The organism is Methanoculleus sp. UBA208 (assembly GCF_002498065.1).
In the GTDB taxonomy this organism is placed as follows: domain Archaea; phylum Halobacteriota; class Methanomicrobia; order Methanomicrobiales; family Methanoculleaceae; genus Methanoculleus.
In genome coordinates this window covers 1-15,823 of sequence record NZ_DAFZ01000040.1, presented here as the reverse complement: position 1 = coordinate 15,823, position 15,823 = coordinate 1, and the positions used below count along the sequence as shown (strand labels likewise).

Annotated in this window: 15 protein-coding genes; 9 read left to right on the top strand and 6 right to left on the bottom strand. The window is 62.0% G+C overall.

Going from position 1 to position 15,823, the window contains the following annotated elements; all coding sequences use genetic code 11:
* Window positions 1-10: 10 nt before the first annotated feature.
* A complete protein-coding gene (larC, locus tag BRA62_RS03495) occupies window positions 11-1,303 on the top strand; it encodes a nickel pincer cofactor biosynthesis protein LarC (RefSeq protein WP_292364867.1) in 1,293 nt (430 codons plus the stop codon).
* 268 nt (window positions 1,304-1,571) lie between these two features.
* Here the strand turns inward: larC and BRA62_RS03490 are convergent, their stop codons facing one another.
* Window positions 1,572-2,264 (bottom strand): DUF72 domain-containing protein, encoded by a 693-nt coding sequence (locus BRA62_RS03490; RefSeq protein WP_292364865.1) that lies wholly within the window; start codon window positions 2,262-2,264, stop codon window positions 1,572-1,574.
* Between the two features lie 77 nt (window positions 2,265-2,341).
* Entirely contained in the window at window positions 2,342-3,079 is a 738-nt protein-coding gene (locus tag BRA62_RS03485; protein ID WP_292364862.1) for an SAM-dependent methyltransferase, read from the bottom strand.
* Between the two features lie 232 nt (window positions 3,080-3,311).
* On the opposite strand from BRA62_RS03485, the gene BRA62_RS03480 reads away from it, so the two are divergent.
* From BRA62_RS03480 to BRA62_RS03470, 3 genes are all read left to right on the top strand, one after another.
* A complete protein-coding gene (locus BRA62_RS03480) occupies window positions 3,312-5,183 on the top strand; it encodes a PAS domain S-box protein (protein WP_292364860.1) in 1,872 nt (623 codons plus the stop codon).
* Between the two features lie 249 nt (window positions 5,184-5,432).
* The gene (locus BRA62_RS03475; protein WP_292364858.1) at window positions 5,433-5,933 is read left to right on the top strand and encodes a HEAT repeat domain-containing protein; all 501 of its coding nucleotides are present in this window, start codon (window positions 5,433-5,435) and stop codon (window positions 5,931-5,933) included.
* Window positions 5,934-6,025: 92 nt separating this feature from the next.
* Window positions 6,026-6,691 carry a hypothetical protein gene (locus BRA62_RS03470; RefSeq protein WP_292364856.1) on the top strand — a complete coding sequence of 222 codons (666 nt, stop codon included), beginning with the start codon at window positions 6,026-6,028 and terminating at the stop codon, window positions 6,689-6,691.
* Here BRA62_RS03470 and BRA62_RS03465 read toward each other — a convergent pair.
* From BRA62_RS03465 to BRA62_RS03450, 4 genes are all read right to left on the bottom strand, one after another.
* Complete coding sequence (locus BRA62_RS03465) at window positions 6,688-7,305, bottom strand: hypothetical protein (protein ID WP_292364854.1); 618 nt, start codon at window positions 7,303-7,305, stop codon at window positions 6,688-6,690. The genes BRA62_RS03470 and BRA62_RS03465 overlap by 4 nt on opposite strands.
* 1 nt (window position 7,306) lies before the next feature.
* Window positions 7,307-8,266 carry a hypothetical protein gene (locus tag BRA62_RS03460; RefSeq protein WP_292364852.1) on the bottom strand — a complete coding sequence of 320 codons (960 nt, stop codon included), beginning with the start codon at window positions 8,264-8,266 and terminating at the stop codon, window positions 7,307-7,309.
* A gap of 235 nt (window positions 8,267-8,501) precedes the next feature.
* Window positions 8,502-10,715, bottom strand: coding sequence for an alpha-glucan family phosphorylase (gene glgP, locus BRA62_RS03455; protein ID WP_292364850.1), 2,214 nt, complete (start codon window positions 10,713-10,715; stop codon window positions 8,502-8,504).
* A 68-nt stretch (window positions 10,716-10,783) separates the two neighbouring features.
* Entirely contained in the window at window positions 10,784-11,062 is a 279-nt protein-coding gene (locus tag BRA62_RS03450; RefSeq protein ID WP_292364848.1) for a 2TM domain-containing protein, read from the bottom strand.
* 271 nt (window positions 11,063-11,333) lie between these two features.
* Between BRA62_RS03450 and BRA62_RS03445 the strand changes: the two genes are divergently transcribed.
* From BRA62_RS03445 to BRA62_RS03425, 5 genes are all read left to right on the top strand, one after another.
* Window positions 11,334-12,065: an ABC transporter ATP-binding protein gene (locus BRA62_RS03445; RefSeq protein WP_292364846.1), complete on the top strand. Its 732-nt coding sequence runs from the start codon at window positions 11,334-11,336 to the stop codon at window positions 12,063-12,065.
* Window positions 12,052-13,386, top strand: coding sequence for a hypothetical protein (locus tag BRA62_RS03440; RefSeq protein WP_292364844.1), 1,335 nt, complete (start codon window positions 12,052-12,054; stop codon window positions 13,384-13,386). The genes BRA62_RS03445 and BRA62_RS03440 overlap by 14 nt, the downstream gene beginning before the upstream one ends.
* Window positions 13,387-13,460: 74 nt before the next feature.
* A complete protein-coding gene (locus BRA62_RS03435) occupies window positions 13,461-13,853 on the top strand; it encodes a hypothetical protein (protein ID WP_292364843.1) in 393 nt (130 codons plus the stop codon).
* Between the two features lie 78 nt (window positions 13,854-13,931).
* Window positions 13,932-14,843, top strand: a complete 912-nt coding sequence (locus BRA62_RS03430; protein ID WP_292364841.1) for a DUF488 family protein — start codon at window positions 13,932-13,934, stop codon at window positions 14,841-14,843.
* Window positions 14,844-15,019: 176 nt separating this feature from the next.
* Complete coding sequence (locus BRA62_RS03425; protein WP_292364839.1) at window positions 15,020-15,541, top strand: hypothetical protein; 522 nt, start codon at window positions 15,020-15,022, stop codon at window positions 15,539-15,541.
* Window positions 15,542-15,823 lie beyond the last annotated feature (282 nt).

Here is a 15,823-nt window from a genome sequence, read left to right as displayed (position 1 = left end):
GCGGGAGAGCATGAAGGTCCTCGTCATCGACCCGGCATGCGCGGGGATAGCGGGGGATATGCTCCTCGCATCCCTCATCGACCTCACCGGTGAGCCCCGCGCACTCGATCCGCTTGCGGATGCGATCCGCCACCTCGATCTCTGCCGGGAGTTCCGCTACGAGGCAAAGACCGTGGATGCCGGCGGGATCGCGGCGACCCGTCTCACGATCGAGATCGAGGGAGAGGGCGCAACGGACGGTACAGAACTCCTGGAGGCGGCTGCCGCGGCCGCGAGGGCGGCCGGCCTCTCGGCGGACGCACGCTCCCGGGCGCTTGCTGTCCTTGACGACCTCGCCGCCGCCGAGGCGCACCTCCACCGGGCCGGGCTTTCGCGGCACGCGATCGCCTCGGTGGACACGATCTTCGATATCGTCGGCACGATGCTGCTCCTCGACCGGGCCGGGCTTCTTACGGGGACGATCGTCGCAACGCCCCCGGCACTCGGCGGCGGAACCGTCCGGACGGAGTACGGCGAGATCCCGGGACCCGCGCCCGCAACGCTCGATATCCTCGCCCGGCACCGGTTCCCGTACGCCTCCGCGCCCGTCGACGTGGAGCTGACCACGCCGACAGGAGCGGCCCTGCTCGCGGGCCTTGCTGAGCGTGCCGCAAACCCCTACCCGGCCATGGCCCCCGTCCGGGTCGGCTACGGTACCGGCACCCGGGAGGTTCCGGGGCGGCCCGACCTGCTCCGGGTGGTGGAGGGGGAGAGCCTCCCCCCGGGCGAGGACCGGATGGTCATCCTCGAGACGAACCTCGACGATATCCCCGGCGAGGTGGTCGGGTACGCGGTCGAGCGCCTCTTTGCCGAGGGAGCGGTGGACGTCTTCGTCACCCCGGCGCTCGGGAAGAAGAACCGGCCGGTCAGCATCGTATCGGTGATGGCGGTAGCGGGAGAGGAAGACCACCTGGTCCGGGTCCTCATGGAGGAGACCGGGACACTCGGGGTGCGGGTTTACGAGTTCCGGAAGGTGGTGGCCGCCCGGGAGAAGGAGACGGTGCCGGTCAGCCTCGGCGGCAGGGTATACCCCGTCCGGGTGAAGACCTCGACCGCGGGCGGCCGCCTGATCGCAGAGAAACCCGAGTACGACGACCTCTCGACAATCGCGCGGGAACAGGGCATCCCCCTCAGGTTCGTGGACGAGGAGGTCAGACTGCGCATATCGGAATGGAAAAGAGAGCGCGCCCGCATTAGAGGGGGTGCAGGGGGTGGATACCCACCCGACCGCCCAAACGCGGCAAACGCCGCACGCGACGAGTGAGTGCGGACACTTCCCCACGGGGAAGTGTCCTACTCGCGTCTGAGTTCTCTCATGTCACCGGGGTAATAGTTCCCCAAGATATTAGATGATGCATGCGATATTTATACAATTCTATTTCATATCGTCCATCAATCCCCTTTTTTGCTCCAATTTGCCGGACAACTTTCAAAAGGCCTGGTATTTTCCCGTATGATTGTTGCGTCACGGCTCCTGAATTGAAAAAAACGAGAAAATAACGGCATAAAGAGAGGACAATCGTTTCCTGCCGTCAGACGGGAGGCTTCCGCCCGAAGAGGCGCGCCATGGCTCTCGCATCCTCGAGCATGGCGTGATCGTTGTTGAAGAAGACATACGCCCGTTCCGGGCCGATATCGCCGATTCGATCCCGGATAGCGGCGAGTTCGCTCCCGGTATAGTCGTGCCGGTACCAGTCTTCCCTCCCGTGCATCCTGAGGTAGACGATCTCGCCGGAAAATATCCGCTCCCGGAAATCGGGAGAGTCGACCGAGACCAGGACGGCCGCTTCCTGCAGCTTCCGGCACGCCCCGTCGTCGCCGAGCACCGCAGGGTTGCGAACCTCCACGGCACACCGCGCCTCAAGATCGATCGCCTCGAGAAAAGCGATGATGCGATCGACGTCCGCGAAAGCCGGCGGGGCCTGGAAAAGGTAGAAGTCGACGAGATCGTCGAGCGGGAGGAACCTCTCCAGGAATCGTTCCCATACGGGGACGGCCTTCTCGTTGAACCGGTGCCGGTGGGTGATCGACCGGTTCACCTTGACGCTCCACCGCAGCCCCGACCCTGCCGCGGCCCAGGAGCGCACCGATTTCTCCGACGGGAACCCGTAGAAACTCGCGTTCAACTCGATGGCATCGAGACCCGAATGCTCGACAAACCACGCAAGGCTCCTCCCACGGTTCCACGCGTACGACCAGCCGCTCGTGCCGACACGGACCTCCATGCCGGGACCCTTCGGCGGGCGGGCGATACAATCTTTCCGGCCGGCAGCCGGGGGTGCCCCGGGAAGCCCTGAACCGCTTAATAAAACCCGGGCACCAGAACGAAGAGCGCCCAGCCCATGTGCTCGCGGCCGTAGCCGAAGTACTCGTCCTGAATGCGGTGGAGGTAGTCGATCACGAAGTCGCGCTCGGGATGATCGGGGTTTTCAGCGAGCCAGGAGAGGACCGACTGCCAGATCCCCGACTCGTAGCGGTCCCAGTCGTCCGCGCCCGACCGGACGACGGCGGCGACGTCGAGCCCGGCCTCCCGCACGGCGCCGAGGATCTCGTACTCGGTCGGGACATCGGGCCACTCCCGGGCGAACTCGGGCGGGGTGCGGTCGGATTGCCAGTATCGGTCGCCGATGACGATGGTTCCCTCATCGTGGACGAGATCGAGGAGAGCGTCGAGCGTCGCCGCAAACCCGCCCCGGATGTGGGACGCCCCGATCGAGGCGGCGCAGTCGAACGGCCCGTCGGGGACGTAACTACGGGCGTCCATGCACCGGACGGAAAGCCGGTCCCCGAGTCCCGCGGCCCGGAACGTCTCTTCCGCCCGGCTGCAGGCGTCCTCGCGGGCCTCGATGCCGAGGCCGGATATCCCGTACTCGCGCCCCCAGAGAGCGAGTATCGTCCCGTTCCCGCACCCTACCTCCACGACGCGGGAACCCTCCCGGAGCCCCGCCGCTCGCCCGGCGGCGAGCACCTTCTCCGGCGTCGTGGGGTTCATGGTAGCGAGCGTTCCCTGCGTTATGCTGACGAGTTCGTTGATCTCCATCGATGATGCACCCCGGACTGCCGGACTGTTGCGTACATGATGTGCCTTTCGCCCATAATAACCCGTGTACCACCACCCCTGCTTTCCATGACCGGCGGTCCGGTGGGAGGCATCCGGGCGACAGTAACCGCCGGTTCATGCCGGAAAGGAGGGGAGCGCTCCACAGGGGGTTGCACCCCCACAGAGGGAGAGACGTTTTATATAATGAGGAGGTGTTCCGCCCGGGTATGGTATGCAGCCGGAACGGGACATCCCGGGAAGGGTCCTGCGGATCCTCAGGTTCCGGCCGAAGGGCATGACGATCACCGAGATCGCGAAGGCCCTCGGGGCAAACCGGAACTCGGTCTCGAAACACCTCGAGGTGCTGCAGGCGGAAGGCCATGTCGAGGCACGGCTCGTCGGCAACGCCAAGGTCTACTCGGTCGCGCATCGCGTACCCCTCTCGGCGTTTCTCTGTTTCACGAAGAACCTGATCCTGGTCCTCGATGCAGACCTCACGATCGTCCAGGCGAACGACCAGTGTCTCAGGCGATTCGGACACGCAAAAGAAGGGGTTTTAGACCGAAACCTGCGTGAGGCCGGCCTCCCCGTCGTCTCTTCCCCCGAAGCCCTCGCCGTCGTCGAGGGGCTCGAGCGGGAGCAGGTGATCGCTGAGATCCCTCATCGGCGGGACGACGGCAGCGAGTCCTTCTACCAGATGCAGGCGATCCCGACGACGTTCGAGGACGGAGGGAAGGGGTGCACCATCGTCCTCGAGGATATCACCGAGCGGAAACAGTATATCCGGAACACGATGTTCCTCGCCCGGACGGCGATCGACCTCGTCGACCTGCAACCGGTGGAGGACATCTACCGGTACATCATCGACGGGCTTACGGAACTCGCGCCGGGAGCGTTTGCTTACTTCTTCTCCTACGACGAGGCCGACCGGCAGTTCGTCTTCCGGGCGGTCGCGGGCGAGGGGTTCCGGGAAGGGGTCACGGAACTCCTGGGACGGGACCCCGTCGGCCTGGCACTCCCGATCGCCCGGATCTTCGACGCCCCCTATCACCGGACTCCCCTCTCAATGCGCGGGTTCCAGGAGTTCATTCTCCCTCCCCAACCGTCATCGTTGTCGCTCTACGACCTCTGCTTTAAGGGGATCCCGGAGGAGGTCTGCGAGGCGATCCTCGAACGGTTCGATATCGAGAAGTTGTGCGTCATGGGACTGGTCTGGCGGGAGGAGATCTTCGGCCTCACAGGCATCTTCCTCCCCGGGGGAAGGGAGCTTGAGAACCGGGAGACAATTGAGTCGTTCCTCCGGCAGGCATCCATCGCGCTTGCCCGGCGGCAGACCGCCGGGCGGCTCCGGCGGAGCGAGGCGCGGTTCCGGGCCATGGTCGATTCGTCCCCCTGCGGCGTCGCCCTCATCGACCGGGACGGGCGGTTCGTCTACGCCAACCGGCGGTTCGTCGAGATCTTCGGCCACGAAACGGACGATGCTCCCACGGTCGCGGAATGGACCCGGCTGATCTTCCCGGACGAAGAGGCCCGGCAGGAAGCCCTCGGTGCCTGGCGGTCGGATCTCGAGCGATCGGTTCCGGGCCAGATCAGGCCCCGGACGTTTGTCATCCGATCCCGGAACGGGACGAAGAAGACGGTTCTCGCTCGCGCCGTCACCTTCTGCGACGGGACACAGTACGTCAACTGCGAGGATATCACCGAAGAGGTGCTGGTCTACCGCCTCCTCCTCGCGGACATCACTGACCCGCGGCGGCGTGAGCAGGAGCTCCTCATCAAGGACCGAACGATCGCCTGCACCCGGCGGGCGGTCGCCCTCCTCGACCCGGGCGGGGTGGGGACCTACGCGAACGCCGCTTTCCTGGCCCTCTGGGGCTACCCGACCGCGGAAGAGGTGCAGGAATCGCAATTCTCCCGGTTCTGGGAGCGCCCTGACGAGATCCAGGGTGTCGTCGGGACGGTCCTCGGCGGCGGATCCTGGCACGGCGAGCTCGCCGCTCTCCGAAACGGCGGGGAGAAGTTCCGGGCGGATCTCCTCGGGACGCCGATCGTGGCCGAAGACGGCAGGGTGATCGGGATGATGGCGGCAGTTACTGCCCGGTAGAGCAGTACCTTGAGAAAACGCGAAGCGTTTTCGATGGCGACTGTCCGAAGGACAGGAGCTCGAGAAGACCGAAGGTCTTCGAGTAGCGAGGTTCCGCAGGAACCGGGTTCAAGCACCGCCGCGGCCACCCCGCGAGGGTATAAGAACCTATGCCCGGCAGTGCCGTTTCGCAGTACCGCACGGCGATTCTGGTTCGTAAAAGCTTATTGTAACCGCCGGACACCCCCATCCGTGCCAGGAGGTGAAGAGATGCAGAAGACCATCGAGAGGAGCGAGGTACGGGAGGAGGACAACACGGAGATCCGGGCGCTGATGCACGCCATGCTCAACGGCGATACCTACACCAGCCTGCAGGCGATCGGTGCCCTCGGGGCCATGGGAGCACCGACGGTCGGGCCGCTGGTCCAGGCCCTGCTCAACGTCGACAGCAATGCACGCTGGACCGTGGCGATGGCGCTCGCCCGGGCCGGAACCGACGCGGTGGAGCCGCTCGTCGGGGTCGTGCTCGTTGCGGACGACGAGATCAAGAACCCGGCGATCTGGGCGCTTGCCGAGATCGGCGACCCCCGTGCGGTCGACCCGCTGGTCGGCACCCTCCGGGCCAGCCGGTCCGAATGCTGCCGGGCCCTGACCGCCGCGGCCCTGCTGAAACTGGGCGATCCGGCCGGCATCGCCGAGGTGGAGAAAGCGTTCGAGCAGTCGGGCGAGGGGTTCCGTGGCCTTGCCATGGAGGCCTTCGAGGGGACGTGACGTCTCCTTCCACCGGACGTATCTTTTTTAGCCGCCTCCGGGGGCGGCGTTGATGGGTAACTTCTAATAGAGCCCGCAAACAAGAGATCAGTATGCAAGGGCGCCACACCCTGCTCCTGATCCTCCTTGCGGCCGCCGTCATCGCCGGAGGCTGCATGGCGCCGGAGAGTGCCGCTGACGCGCAACCGGCCTCCCCGACACCGGCGCCGACGGAAGCGCAGGCGGTGGGAGGGAGCCAGCCGGCCCCCACCCCCCCCGTGCCCGCCCGCGGGGCGGGGCAGCCGCAGAGCGTGAGGTTCGTCGACCCCGCGACCTACCATCTCTCGGTGACCCCGGCGCCCACGACGACGATGATGAAACCGCCAAACGACATCCGCATATCCGAGAAGATGGCGGAGTATGCGGTGGTCTCCTGTGATGACGGTCTTTACGGGCGCCGCGTTCTCACCACCGAGTCCTACCACATCCCGTTCCCCTACTGGGAGGTCACCGTGAGCGCAACGGCGGCGAACGACTACCCCTGGCTCGTGGTGGAGATCCACAATCCCGACGACCCGAACCGGCTCGTCGAGGAGATCCGGTACTTCCGGGGCGATATACTCCATGTCGAGAGAAACGCTACACGAAACAACCCCCCAGAAAAAGAGAAGACGTTCGTCATCCGGGAAGGTTACGACGACTATTACTTCGTGACCCGCTCGGAGTCGCTGGAATCCTTTAAGATCACCATCTCCGTCCCGGAGAAGTACCTCGTCTAGGCGGGAGGAACTTCCGCCCCCTCTTCTGCGGCGCGGAGTTCACGGTCGTAATCGGTGATCGCGGCGTTGTACTCCCGCCACGCCGCATCCGCTTCTGCGATGTTCCGGTTTGCCGCATTGTAATCGCGCATCTCGTAGGCGCCCGCGGCCGACGACCAGAACGTGAACGCGCGGTTCAGGTTGTCGAGCGCCCGGACGTAGGCCGACTGCGCTCCGACGTAGGCCTCCGGGACGGCATCGGCCGCGACAATCCGGCGGTGGTAGGCCGTAACGTCTCTGCCGTACCTCGCGATTGCCGCAAACTCCCGCATATGGGCGTCGCATTCGGCAACCGAAAGATCGTTTGTGGGGGTGCGCATATGCGAGGTGATCTTCCCGGAGACCAGGAAGAGGTCGGCCTCCGATGCCGACACGTGGCTGTGGAACGCCGCAACCTGCTGATCTTCGGTGTAGTTGAGAAGAATCGCCCCCCCGATGACGGCGACCACCACCACGAAAACCACCGTCCCGGCGGCCGCGAGCGCCTTCTCCCGGGTGACGGTGAGCTTGGGGATCTTCAGGTCGGGGAGCTTGGGGATCCTCAGGCCGGACGGTTCGGGGGTGTCGGGATCCATCTCACGCTCCCCCCGCCGGCAGACGGATGGGACGGATCCGGTACTCCCCCGGCTCGGGGACGTAGCGAAGCGGGATGATCTGCGGGGTCTCTGACTGCACGCTCGGGAGCGAATCCTGGGTATCCCCGATGGGGTATGGTTTTCCCCAGACTGCTATGGGGTCACCTGAGAAGGCGTCACCCCCACAATAGTTCGTCCCCTCGACGTAGTAGTAGTGCTTCCCCTCGTACGTGAAGTATTTCGGCGTGTATTTTGCGTAGTAAGGGTTGAACTCATTCATCCGGATCCCGAGGGCCATGTGATCCGAGTATCGGAGCAGCACCGTATCGTAGCCGAGGGCGTCGAGGAGTCTTCCCATCAGGATGGCCGCATCTTCGCAGTCCCCCCGCCCATCGACGAGCATTTCGACGGGGTATTTCGGATACTCGACGCCGTCCTTCACGTACATGGCGTGAGGGGGGAGGGCGCCTTCAATGTAAGAGGTCGTGTTTTCGTCCTTATCGTAGGGGATCTGCTGGACGAAGAAGACAACGTTCATCAACCGGAAGTAGCCCTCGTCGGGATTGGCGGCCGGGGGCGCGATCTCCCGGGCGAGGTCCTCGAGAACAGGCCGGTCGGCTTCCGCGAGCGCATACCTCCCCCAGGAATTATAGTCGCTGAACCGCGCGGTCTCCCGGTGTTCGAGGAAGAGCGCTTCCGGGACCGTGACCTCCGTCGTCCGGACGCCGCCGTCGATCGCCGTCCAGCGGAAATTCCGGGTATAGGCCGCGCCGTCATCCGGGAAAGGAGTCGCCGTCGGTGCCGCTGCCGGCGGGACGTATACGGGCGGGTTGTGGACCGGCACCGAGCCGGGAGAGGCAAGGCCGATCGGCTCCCCGAGAAGGGCGGGTTTCACTACGAGGGCGACGACCAGGATCACGAGCCCACCCGCGAGAACCGGGAGAACGTCCATCCTCTCCATATTAGAACCTCGAACAGTGGCCTCCGGTAGAGATGTTTGCTATCCAACGCTAAAAAACGTTAACTGTTTCGCTCAGAGGGACGTTTATTCCGAAATTGGTTAATACGGGATAGTCGCATAAGGCCGCACCGGAACGGTCCGCGAACGGCCGCCGGAAAAGATCCGCTCGCACGCCGGACCGGGTCCGGTCCGAGAGGGGGGTTCCCGGTGCCGGCCACCCGCTCCGGTTTCCGGATCACCGCATCCCGGGCGCGGGGCCGGGGGGGCAGACCCCTTCGGTGCCGGCCAGCTGCCTTCCCGGCTCTGCCGCATACATGCAGATCGAGGGGTAGTACCTGGTGACGTACTCCTTGAGCATCCGGAGGGAACAGTACTGCGGGGCGATGCTCTTTATCGACTCTTTCATCATCCGGACCCACTTGTGCGGGACGTCGTCCATCGTCCGCGAGTAGTAGAGCGGTGCGATCTCGTTCTCGATGAGGTCGTAGAGTGTCTCCGCATCCGGCTGGTTACCCTCCGCGGAGGGGGGGCGGCCCTCGAAACCCCAACCGTTCCTCCCGTTGTAGCCCTCGACCCACCAGCCGTCGAGGACCGAGAGGTTCAGCACCCCGTTCATCCCCGCCTTCATGCCACTCGTGCCGCTCGCCTCCATGAGCGGGGTGGGGGTGTTCATCCAGACGTCGACGCCGTGGACCATGTAACGCGCAAGCTGCTCGCTGTAGTCCTCGACGAACGCGATCCGGCCGCCGAACCGCGGGTCCTGCGAGTACAGGTAGATTTTCTGAAGAATCCGTTTGCCCCGATCGTCGGCCGGGTGGGCCTTCCCGGCGAAGATGAACTGCACCGGCCTCCAGCGGTTGTTCACGATCCTGTCAAGCCGGTCCAGATCCTCAAAAATCAGGTCCGCTCGTTTGTATTCGGCGAACCGGCGGGCAAACCCGATCGTCAACGCCGGGGTGTCGAGCATGAGTCCCTCGGCCGCGAGATTCGCGGGCTCATCCCGGTGCCCGGCCCACTTGCGGCGTTTCCGGTCCCGGATCCGGGCAAAGAGTTTCATCTTCAGCCACTGGTGCTCACGCCAGAGTTCTTCGTCCGGGATCTCGTCGACCACCTCCCAGATGGTCGGGTTATCGTAGTCCTCACGCCAGTTCGGGTAGACCGGGTCCATGTACCGGTCGATGAGTGCCTCGATCCGGTGGTTCAGCCACGTCGGCACGTGAACGCCGTTCGTGATAGCGTCGATCGGCACCTCCTCCACGGTGAGGTCGGGCCAGAGAGGCTGCCACATCTCCCGGGCGACCTGGCCGTGCTTCTTTGAGACGCCGTTGTGGAAACGGCTCATCCGGAGCGCAAAAGCGGTCATGTTGAACCCGGCGCCCGGGTTGTGCGGGTCATCCCCGAGCGCCATGAACTCGTCCCAGGAAAGACCGAGCGACGGGCAGTAACTCCGGAAGTACTTCGCCATCAGGTCTTCGGGGAAGACGTCGTGGGCGGCCGCTACAGGGGTGTGGGTGGTGAAGACCGAGGTGCCCCGGACCTGCTCGCGAGCCGCTTCCGGCGGCATCCCGGCGCTGAGCCGCTCCCGGAGCCGCTCGAGAAGGGCGAACGCTGAATGGCCTTCGTTTAAGTGCATTGACGAGTACTCCACGCCGAGGGTATGGAGGACCTTCCTCCCGCCGATGCCGAGCACCAGCTCCTGCCGGAGCCGGCACTCGAGTTCCTTTAAGTAGAGGCGGTGGGAGATGCTCCGGTTCTCGGGGAGGTTCTCGTCGATATGGGTATCGAGGAGGTAGAGGGGGACCCGTCCCACCTGCACCTTCCAGACCGCGACGTAGATGGGGGGGTCGATCAGGGGCACCTTCACCACAAGCTGCTTTCCGTCGTCATCGAACACCCGGAGAACCGGGGCGGCGTCGCGGTCCAGGATCTCCCCGACGTTCTTCTGCCACCCGTTCGCTTCGATATGCTGGTGGAGATAGCCTTCGGCGTACATGAACCCGACGGCGACCGTCGGTACGCCGAGATCGCTCGACGCCTTGACATGGTCGCCCGCGAGGATCCCGAGCCCTCCCGCGTAAAACGGGAGCGAGTGGTGCAGCCCGAACTCGCTCGAGAGGTAGGCGATCGTCAGCGGCGCCCGTCCGGGATAGTGCTGCGCAAACCAGCTCGTCCCCGGCACCATGTACTCCCGGAACCGGTGCATGATGATATCGTAGCGGCGGAGGTACTCCGGGTTCGCCGCCGCCCGCTCGAAGAACCGCGGCGGGGTATCGAGAAGCATCCTGACCGGGTTGTGGCGGCTCATCTTCCACTCCGCCCGGTTCAGCATCTTGAAGAGCACGCTCGCCGAGGAGTGCCAGCTCCACCAGAGGTTGTACGCGAGGTCGACCAGCCCGAAGATCCGCTCCGGTACGTGAGCGAACCGGTCGTAGGGTATCTCCGTCTTCATCCGACCGGCATTACCTGTCGCACCTGATAAGTGCTTCTGTCAGGAAGGGCAGCCGGGCAGGAACCGGCTCATCGCCGCTCTTCGCGCTCCATGATCTCCCGGATCTTTCGCTCCTCCCACTCCCTGCCGAAGACCCGGCCCCCGGCAAAGACACCGAGCGCGTGGAAGACCACGCCTATCCCCCAGAAGATAGTCACCCAGTAGAACCAGAGCGCCCCGGGGCTGGTCACCATGTTGATCGCGAAGAGGAGGAGGTTGACGGCGATGTAGACCGCAAGGTGCATGTAGAACCCCCTGAGTTCCTCGACCTGCCTCTTCGCATGAGCATACCGTTCCTGTTCGTCCATGAGTTCCGGTTACGAACCCTGACGTTTATACCTGCCTATGCCGCCTGACGCAGAACCGGTGCTGCAGGCGCTATAGGAGGAGCGGCAACGGCACAACAGTCGGGAGGCGATACGCCGCTTCTCGCGCCCGGCGGGGATCCCCGCCGGGAGAACGGCAGGATTTATGGAGGGGTTTCGACGGAACCCGGCAAAAGCCGGCCGTGGAGGAATAGAAAGGTATTATAGACACGTCCTGCCGATGTTCTTTCACGGAAAAATCAGGAGGCGCATAATGGGAGTGCGGCAGATGATCGAGGCGGATAGCCTCACGAAAGAGTACGGCAACGTCACCGCGGTGAACAGGGTATCGTTCACCGTCACGGAGGGGGAACTCTTCGGCCTGCTCGGGCCGAACGGCTCAGGCAAGACGACGATGATCCGGATGCTGACCGGGCAGGTCCGGCCGACCTCCGGGTCGGCCCGGGTGATGGGGCTCGATGCGGCGAAAGACCCTATCGGGGTCCGGGGACTCGTCGGGATCATCCCCGAGCAGGAGACACCGCCGAGTTTCCTCACCGCGGAGGAGTACCTCCGTTTCGTGGCCCGCATAAGGAGCCTCGACAACGTAGACGAGCGGTGCGACCGCTGGTTCGACCTGCTGGAGTTTGGAGACAAGCGGGACGTCCTCTGTAAGGACCTCTCAAGGGGCACCCGGCAGAAACTGATGTTTTCGCAGGCTTTCCTCCACGAACCAAGGCTCGCCCTCATTGACGAGCCGCTGATCAACCTGGACCCCATCATGCAGCGGGCGGTCAAGGACTTCCTGCGCGAGTATGTCCAGGGCGGCGGGACCGTCTTCTTCTCCACCCACATCCTCGAGATCGCCGAAGAGATCTGCGACCGGATCGGGATCATCCACAACGGCAGGCTCCTTCACGCCGGCCAGCTCGAAGACCTCGTCGGGTCCGGCAGGCACCTGGAGTCCTTCTTCCTCGACCTGGTGCGGGGTGATGCCGGTGCCTGACCTCTTCCTCGCGATGATGAAGGAAGAGTGGCGGATGCACTCGACGATCTTCGGGAGCCTCGGGTTCGCGCTTTTCCCGGCGGTGGTCGCGGTCTTCGCCTTCCTCGGGTCGCTCACCCTCCCGCTCTTTGCAGACGTGCTCCCGTACGACGCGGTCGCGCTCCTTGCGCATATCCTCTTCCTGCTCATGGGCGTGATGGTGGGGTCGTTCGGCCTCATGGGCCGGGAGTTCATGAACCGGCGGTTCGGGCAGGCAAGCCTCGTCGCCTACGCCTCCCGGAGCCTCCCGGTCTCGGAGCGGCGGATATTCGGCGCGTTCCTGGTGAAGGATACGGTCTACTACATCCTGCTCTACGTCCTCCCCTTCGCGGCCGGGTTTGCCGCGGCGACGCCCTTCATCGGTCTTGAGCCGGGTCTGGGGCTCCTCGCGTTCGTCTCACTCGCGCTCGCCTTCCTCTTCGGCCTCTCGGTCGTCTGCTTCCTCTCGACCCTCTACGCGCGCTCTGTCGCGCTCCTCGCCGGAACGGCGGCGGTGCTCGCGGTGCTCGCGCTTACGGTGTTCCAACTCGGGGCGATCACCGTCTCCGCCGTCCTCCCCCCCTACGCCTTCTTCCTCGACCCTAAGGTGGAGCCGCTCGCGATCTCGCTCCTCCTCGTCCTGGTCCCGGCAGCAATCTCGGTGCTCTTCGTCACCGTCGACTACCCGGACCGGACGAAGCGGTTCGCAAACAGCCTCGATCCCCTCGCGGAGAGGCTCCGCGCCCTCGGGAGCGCGCACTTCATCGCGAAGGACGCCCTCGACCTCCTGCGTAGCGAAGGCGGCGCCGGGAAGGTGATCTTCTCGTTCCTCTTCCCCCTCGGCCTCGTCTGGGTCTGCCTCCGGGTCCTGATCCGGTTCATCCCCGGGATCGATCCCCTCGTGGTCTTTTCTGCCCTGCTCGGAGTGATATCGGCCACCATCTACAACTGGCTGACCGAGTTCGACTCCTTCACCTCCTACGCCTTCCTGCCGGTGGAGGTCTCGGAGGTGATCGATGCGAAATTGAAGAGCTACGGGGTCGCGAACCTTCTCCCGCTCGCAGTGCTCGTGCTCGCGGCGGCGACCTCCGGCGGGGCGGGGACGTTCTTCCCGGCACTTGCCGCGTTCGCCTCGGTCTCGGCCTACACCCTCGCGGTGACGGTCTACCTCACGGGGCTTCACCCGAACGTGATGCTCTATCACGCCTCGGTCTTCCTCCGCTACCTTCTCGCGATCAGCCCGGCGCTCCTCCTCTCCCGCGGACGGACGAAGTGGCAGGCGTGGGAGATGCCGGGGTACTGAAACCCCCGCTGCACCTCTCACTTTCACCCCCCGCGCGGCGCGGCTTTTAAACCTCAGAGGGAGACTCCGGGAGTATGTTACAGAGAGCAGGCTACCTCGAGAGGTGCAGGTCCGCCGCGGTCGACGAGGAGGGGAGAGCCTGCCGGATCGTCGAGGTCGCCCTCGACGGCCGGCGGTTCGGGGTCCGGGTCGGCGAACTCCTGCAGGCGCTCGACGGCCGACGCCCCGCCCGGGTCAGGCTGCTCCGCCGGGACCGGAGCCCGATTCTCGGCGATACGGTCGGCCACGCGGAGCGGTCCCGAACGGGGGCGGCGATCGTCTTCGAGTTTCTCACCGGTGAGCGCTACACGGTGCCGGCGGCGGCGCTCCGGGCGGTCCTCGCCCGGGCCTCTACCTTCGCGCCCGTCGCGGCGATCCTGCCGGGGGGCATCCCGGCCGTCCGGCGGCAGGTTCTCGTCACCGGGTAGACGGGGGCCCACAGATCGCGCAGAAGGTGACCGACCACAGACATTTGTCCTGATTACGGTGAGCAGTACCCAGGGAAGGTGCTTGATGTTCTTGAGGGGGAGCACAACAAATACTTTCAACCCGCATACCTAAACCCTAATATTGCACGTATTATCAGGGAATTATTGGAGATGATAAATAAAAGTCAACGAGCAATCCTTTACCTAATTGCTCGTTATGAAAAGATTTCAAAGATGAAATTGGTCAAGCTTATGTTCTTGATCTCACAAAAGCGAAGCTTATACAATTTCATTCCATACAAATACGGTCCCTTTTCGTTCCAACTATATAGAGATCTGTCTAATCTCGAAAAATCGGGTTGCATTTCAATAACAGACGAAAATGTTCAGATCGTCGATAAGATATTTCCAAAACCGGATTTCTTTTTGCAGGAGATTATCTCTTCACATGCTCAAAAATTTCAGGATTCCACGGATATGGACATCATTGACTATGTCTATGGTCATTTCCCGGAATATATAATATTCAGTAAATTGAAGCCAAAAATGGAGCAGATCTCCGAAGAGAGGGGCATTACAACAATAGGGTACGAGGGAAAAGACATCGATCAGTTTTTCCAGACACTGCTCGCTAACCACGTTACCTTACTTGTGGATGTGAGGAGAAATGCATTCAGCAGAAAGTACGGTTACTCAAAAGAGGCATTATCAAGGAATTTACAGAACTTTTGTATCAAGTACGTTCACATCCCCGAACTAGGAATAGAATCCAGTCGAAGGCAGGACATCACCCAAAGCGGTTATCAAGAATTGTTTAAACAATATTCTTCCGAACTGGAGTATAAAGGCGACCTGATCGAAAAAATAGAGGCATTGGGAAGAGAAGAAAAAATTGCCCTGATGTGCTTTGAAAAAAATGCCAGCAACTGTCATAGAGGAGTTATTGCAGACCGATTACGCAAGGAGGGGTGGGAGATCGTTGACTTGTGAGTTGGGAACAAAAGCGAGTCTGGATTATAGTAAAAACTTATCCTGAATACAGTCGAAGATCTCGAGGTGAGGTCGCCTGTACAGCCGGAATTACTGAAGAGGGAAATTGGATCCGGTTGTATCCTATTTCAACGAAACATTATATTGGAGACAATAAAGTTCGTAAGTTTGATCTCGTGGAGGTCACCTGTCAGAAAGCAGAATCCGAAAAACTCGGGAGGAAAGAGAGTTATAAGGTTAAAGCTGGTTCGGATATAACTGTCATAGATCACAGTTTGAGTGGCGCTCCCAACAGCAAAATTTGGGATAAACGCAACAAGTTAATTCTCGATAAAGTCGATCCTTCTTTAAGTCACTTAGATCAAAAATACAAGGAGGACAAGACCTCACTTGGATTGATTAAACCTAAGGAAGTTCTAAAATTTTATAACCGGCGGGAACTTGAAATCTACACAGATCCAAAAGAATACCGGCAAGGAATAGATGGATCTAAAACCCCCGTAATTCAGAAAATTCCATACCCGTTTGCATATCGTTTTAAATGCTCAGATGGTTGTTTAACCTGCTCGAACGGCTCCCACGACATTTTATGTGAAGATTGGGAGTTGTTAGAGGCGTATCGTAGATGGGGCCACGAGTATGGGACACCCAGATCCTATGGGAAAAGTTATACGACAAGTTTTACACATGGATGCTAAATGAGAGAGATCTTTATTTTGTCGTTGGTATGCATTCGCTTCAGCCCACATGGTTAATTATAGGGCTATATTATCCTCCAAAAAAAGGCTCTCCTCCAGAAAATGTCGAACCAGAAAACCAGAACCAAACACTGGATAAATGGTTTTAGATTGGCCTACCTTACTCCTGGGTGCGCGGATGCTCGCATACAGCAACCATTTTTGACTCTTACGCATCAGCAACCAGCACAATAACGATCGAAGTCGTCCAAAAAAGATTTCCGAACCTTCGGTATACCCTAA

Coding starts and splice junctions, on each gene's coding strand:
- BRA62_RS03460 (WP_292364852.1), bottom strand. CDS start 8,266: ATGGAGAGGATGGACGTTCTCCCGGTTCTCGCGGGTGGGCTCGTGATC.
- BRA62_RS03485 (WP_292364862.1), bottom strand. CDS start 3,079: ATGGAGATCAACGAACTCGTCAGCATAACGCAGGGAACGCTCGCTACC.
- glgP (WP_292364850.1), bottom strand. CDS start 10,715: ATGAAGACGGAGATACCCTACGACCGGTTCGCTCACGTACCGGAGCGG.
- BRA62_RS03465 (WP_292364854.1), bottom strand. CDS start 7,305: ATGGATCCCGACACCCCCGAACCGTCCGGCCTGAGGATCCCCAAGCTC.
- BRA62_RS03470 (WP_292364856.1), top strand. CDS start 6,026: ATGCAAGGGCGCCACACCCTGCTCCTGATCCTCCTTGCGGCCGCCGTC.
- BRA62_RS03490 (WP_292364865.1), bottom strand. CDS start 2,264: ATGGAGGTCCGTGTCGGCACGAGCGGCTGGTCGTACGCGTGGAACCGT.
- larC (WP_292364867.1), top strand. CDS start 11: ATGAAGGTCCTCGTCATCGACCCGGCATGCGCGGGGATAGCGGGGGAT.
- BRA62_RS03450 (WP_292364848.1), bottom strand. CDS start 11,062: ATGGACGAACAGGAACGGTATGCTCATGCGAAGAGGCAGGTCGAGGAA.
- BRA62_RS03475 (WP_292364858.1), top strand. CDS start 5,433: ATGCAGAAGACCATCGAGAGGAGCGAGGTACGGGAGGAGGACAACACG.
- BRA62_RS03440 (WP_292364844.1), top strand. CDS start 12,052: ATGCCGGTGCCTGACCTCTTCCTCGCGATGATGAAGGAAGAGTGGCGG.
- BRA62_RS03480 (WP_292364860.1), top strand. CDS start 3,312: ATGCAGCCGGAACGGGACATCCCGGGAAGGGTCCTGCGGATCCTCAGG.
- BRA62_RS03445 (WP_292364846.1), top strand. CDS start 11,334: ATGGGAGTGCGGCAGATGATCGAGGCGGATAGCCTCACGAAAGAGTAC.
- BRA62_RS03435 (WP_292364843.1), top strand. CDS start 13,461: ATGTTACAGAGAGCAGGCTACCTCGAGAGGTGCAGGTCCGCCGCGGTC.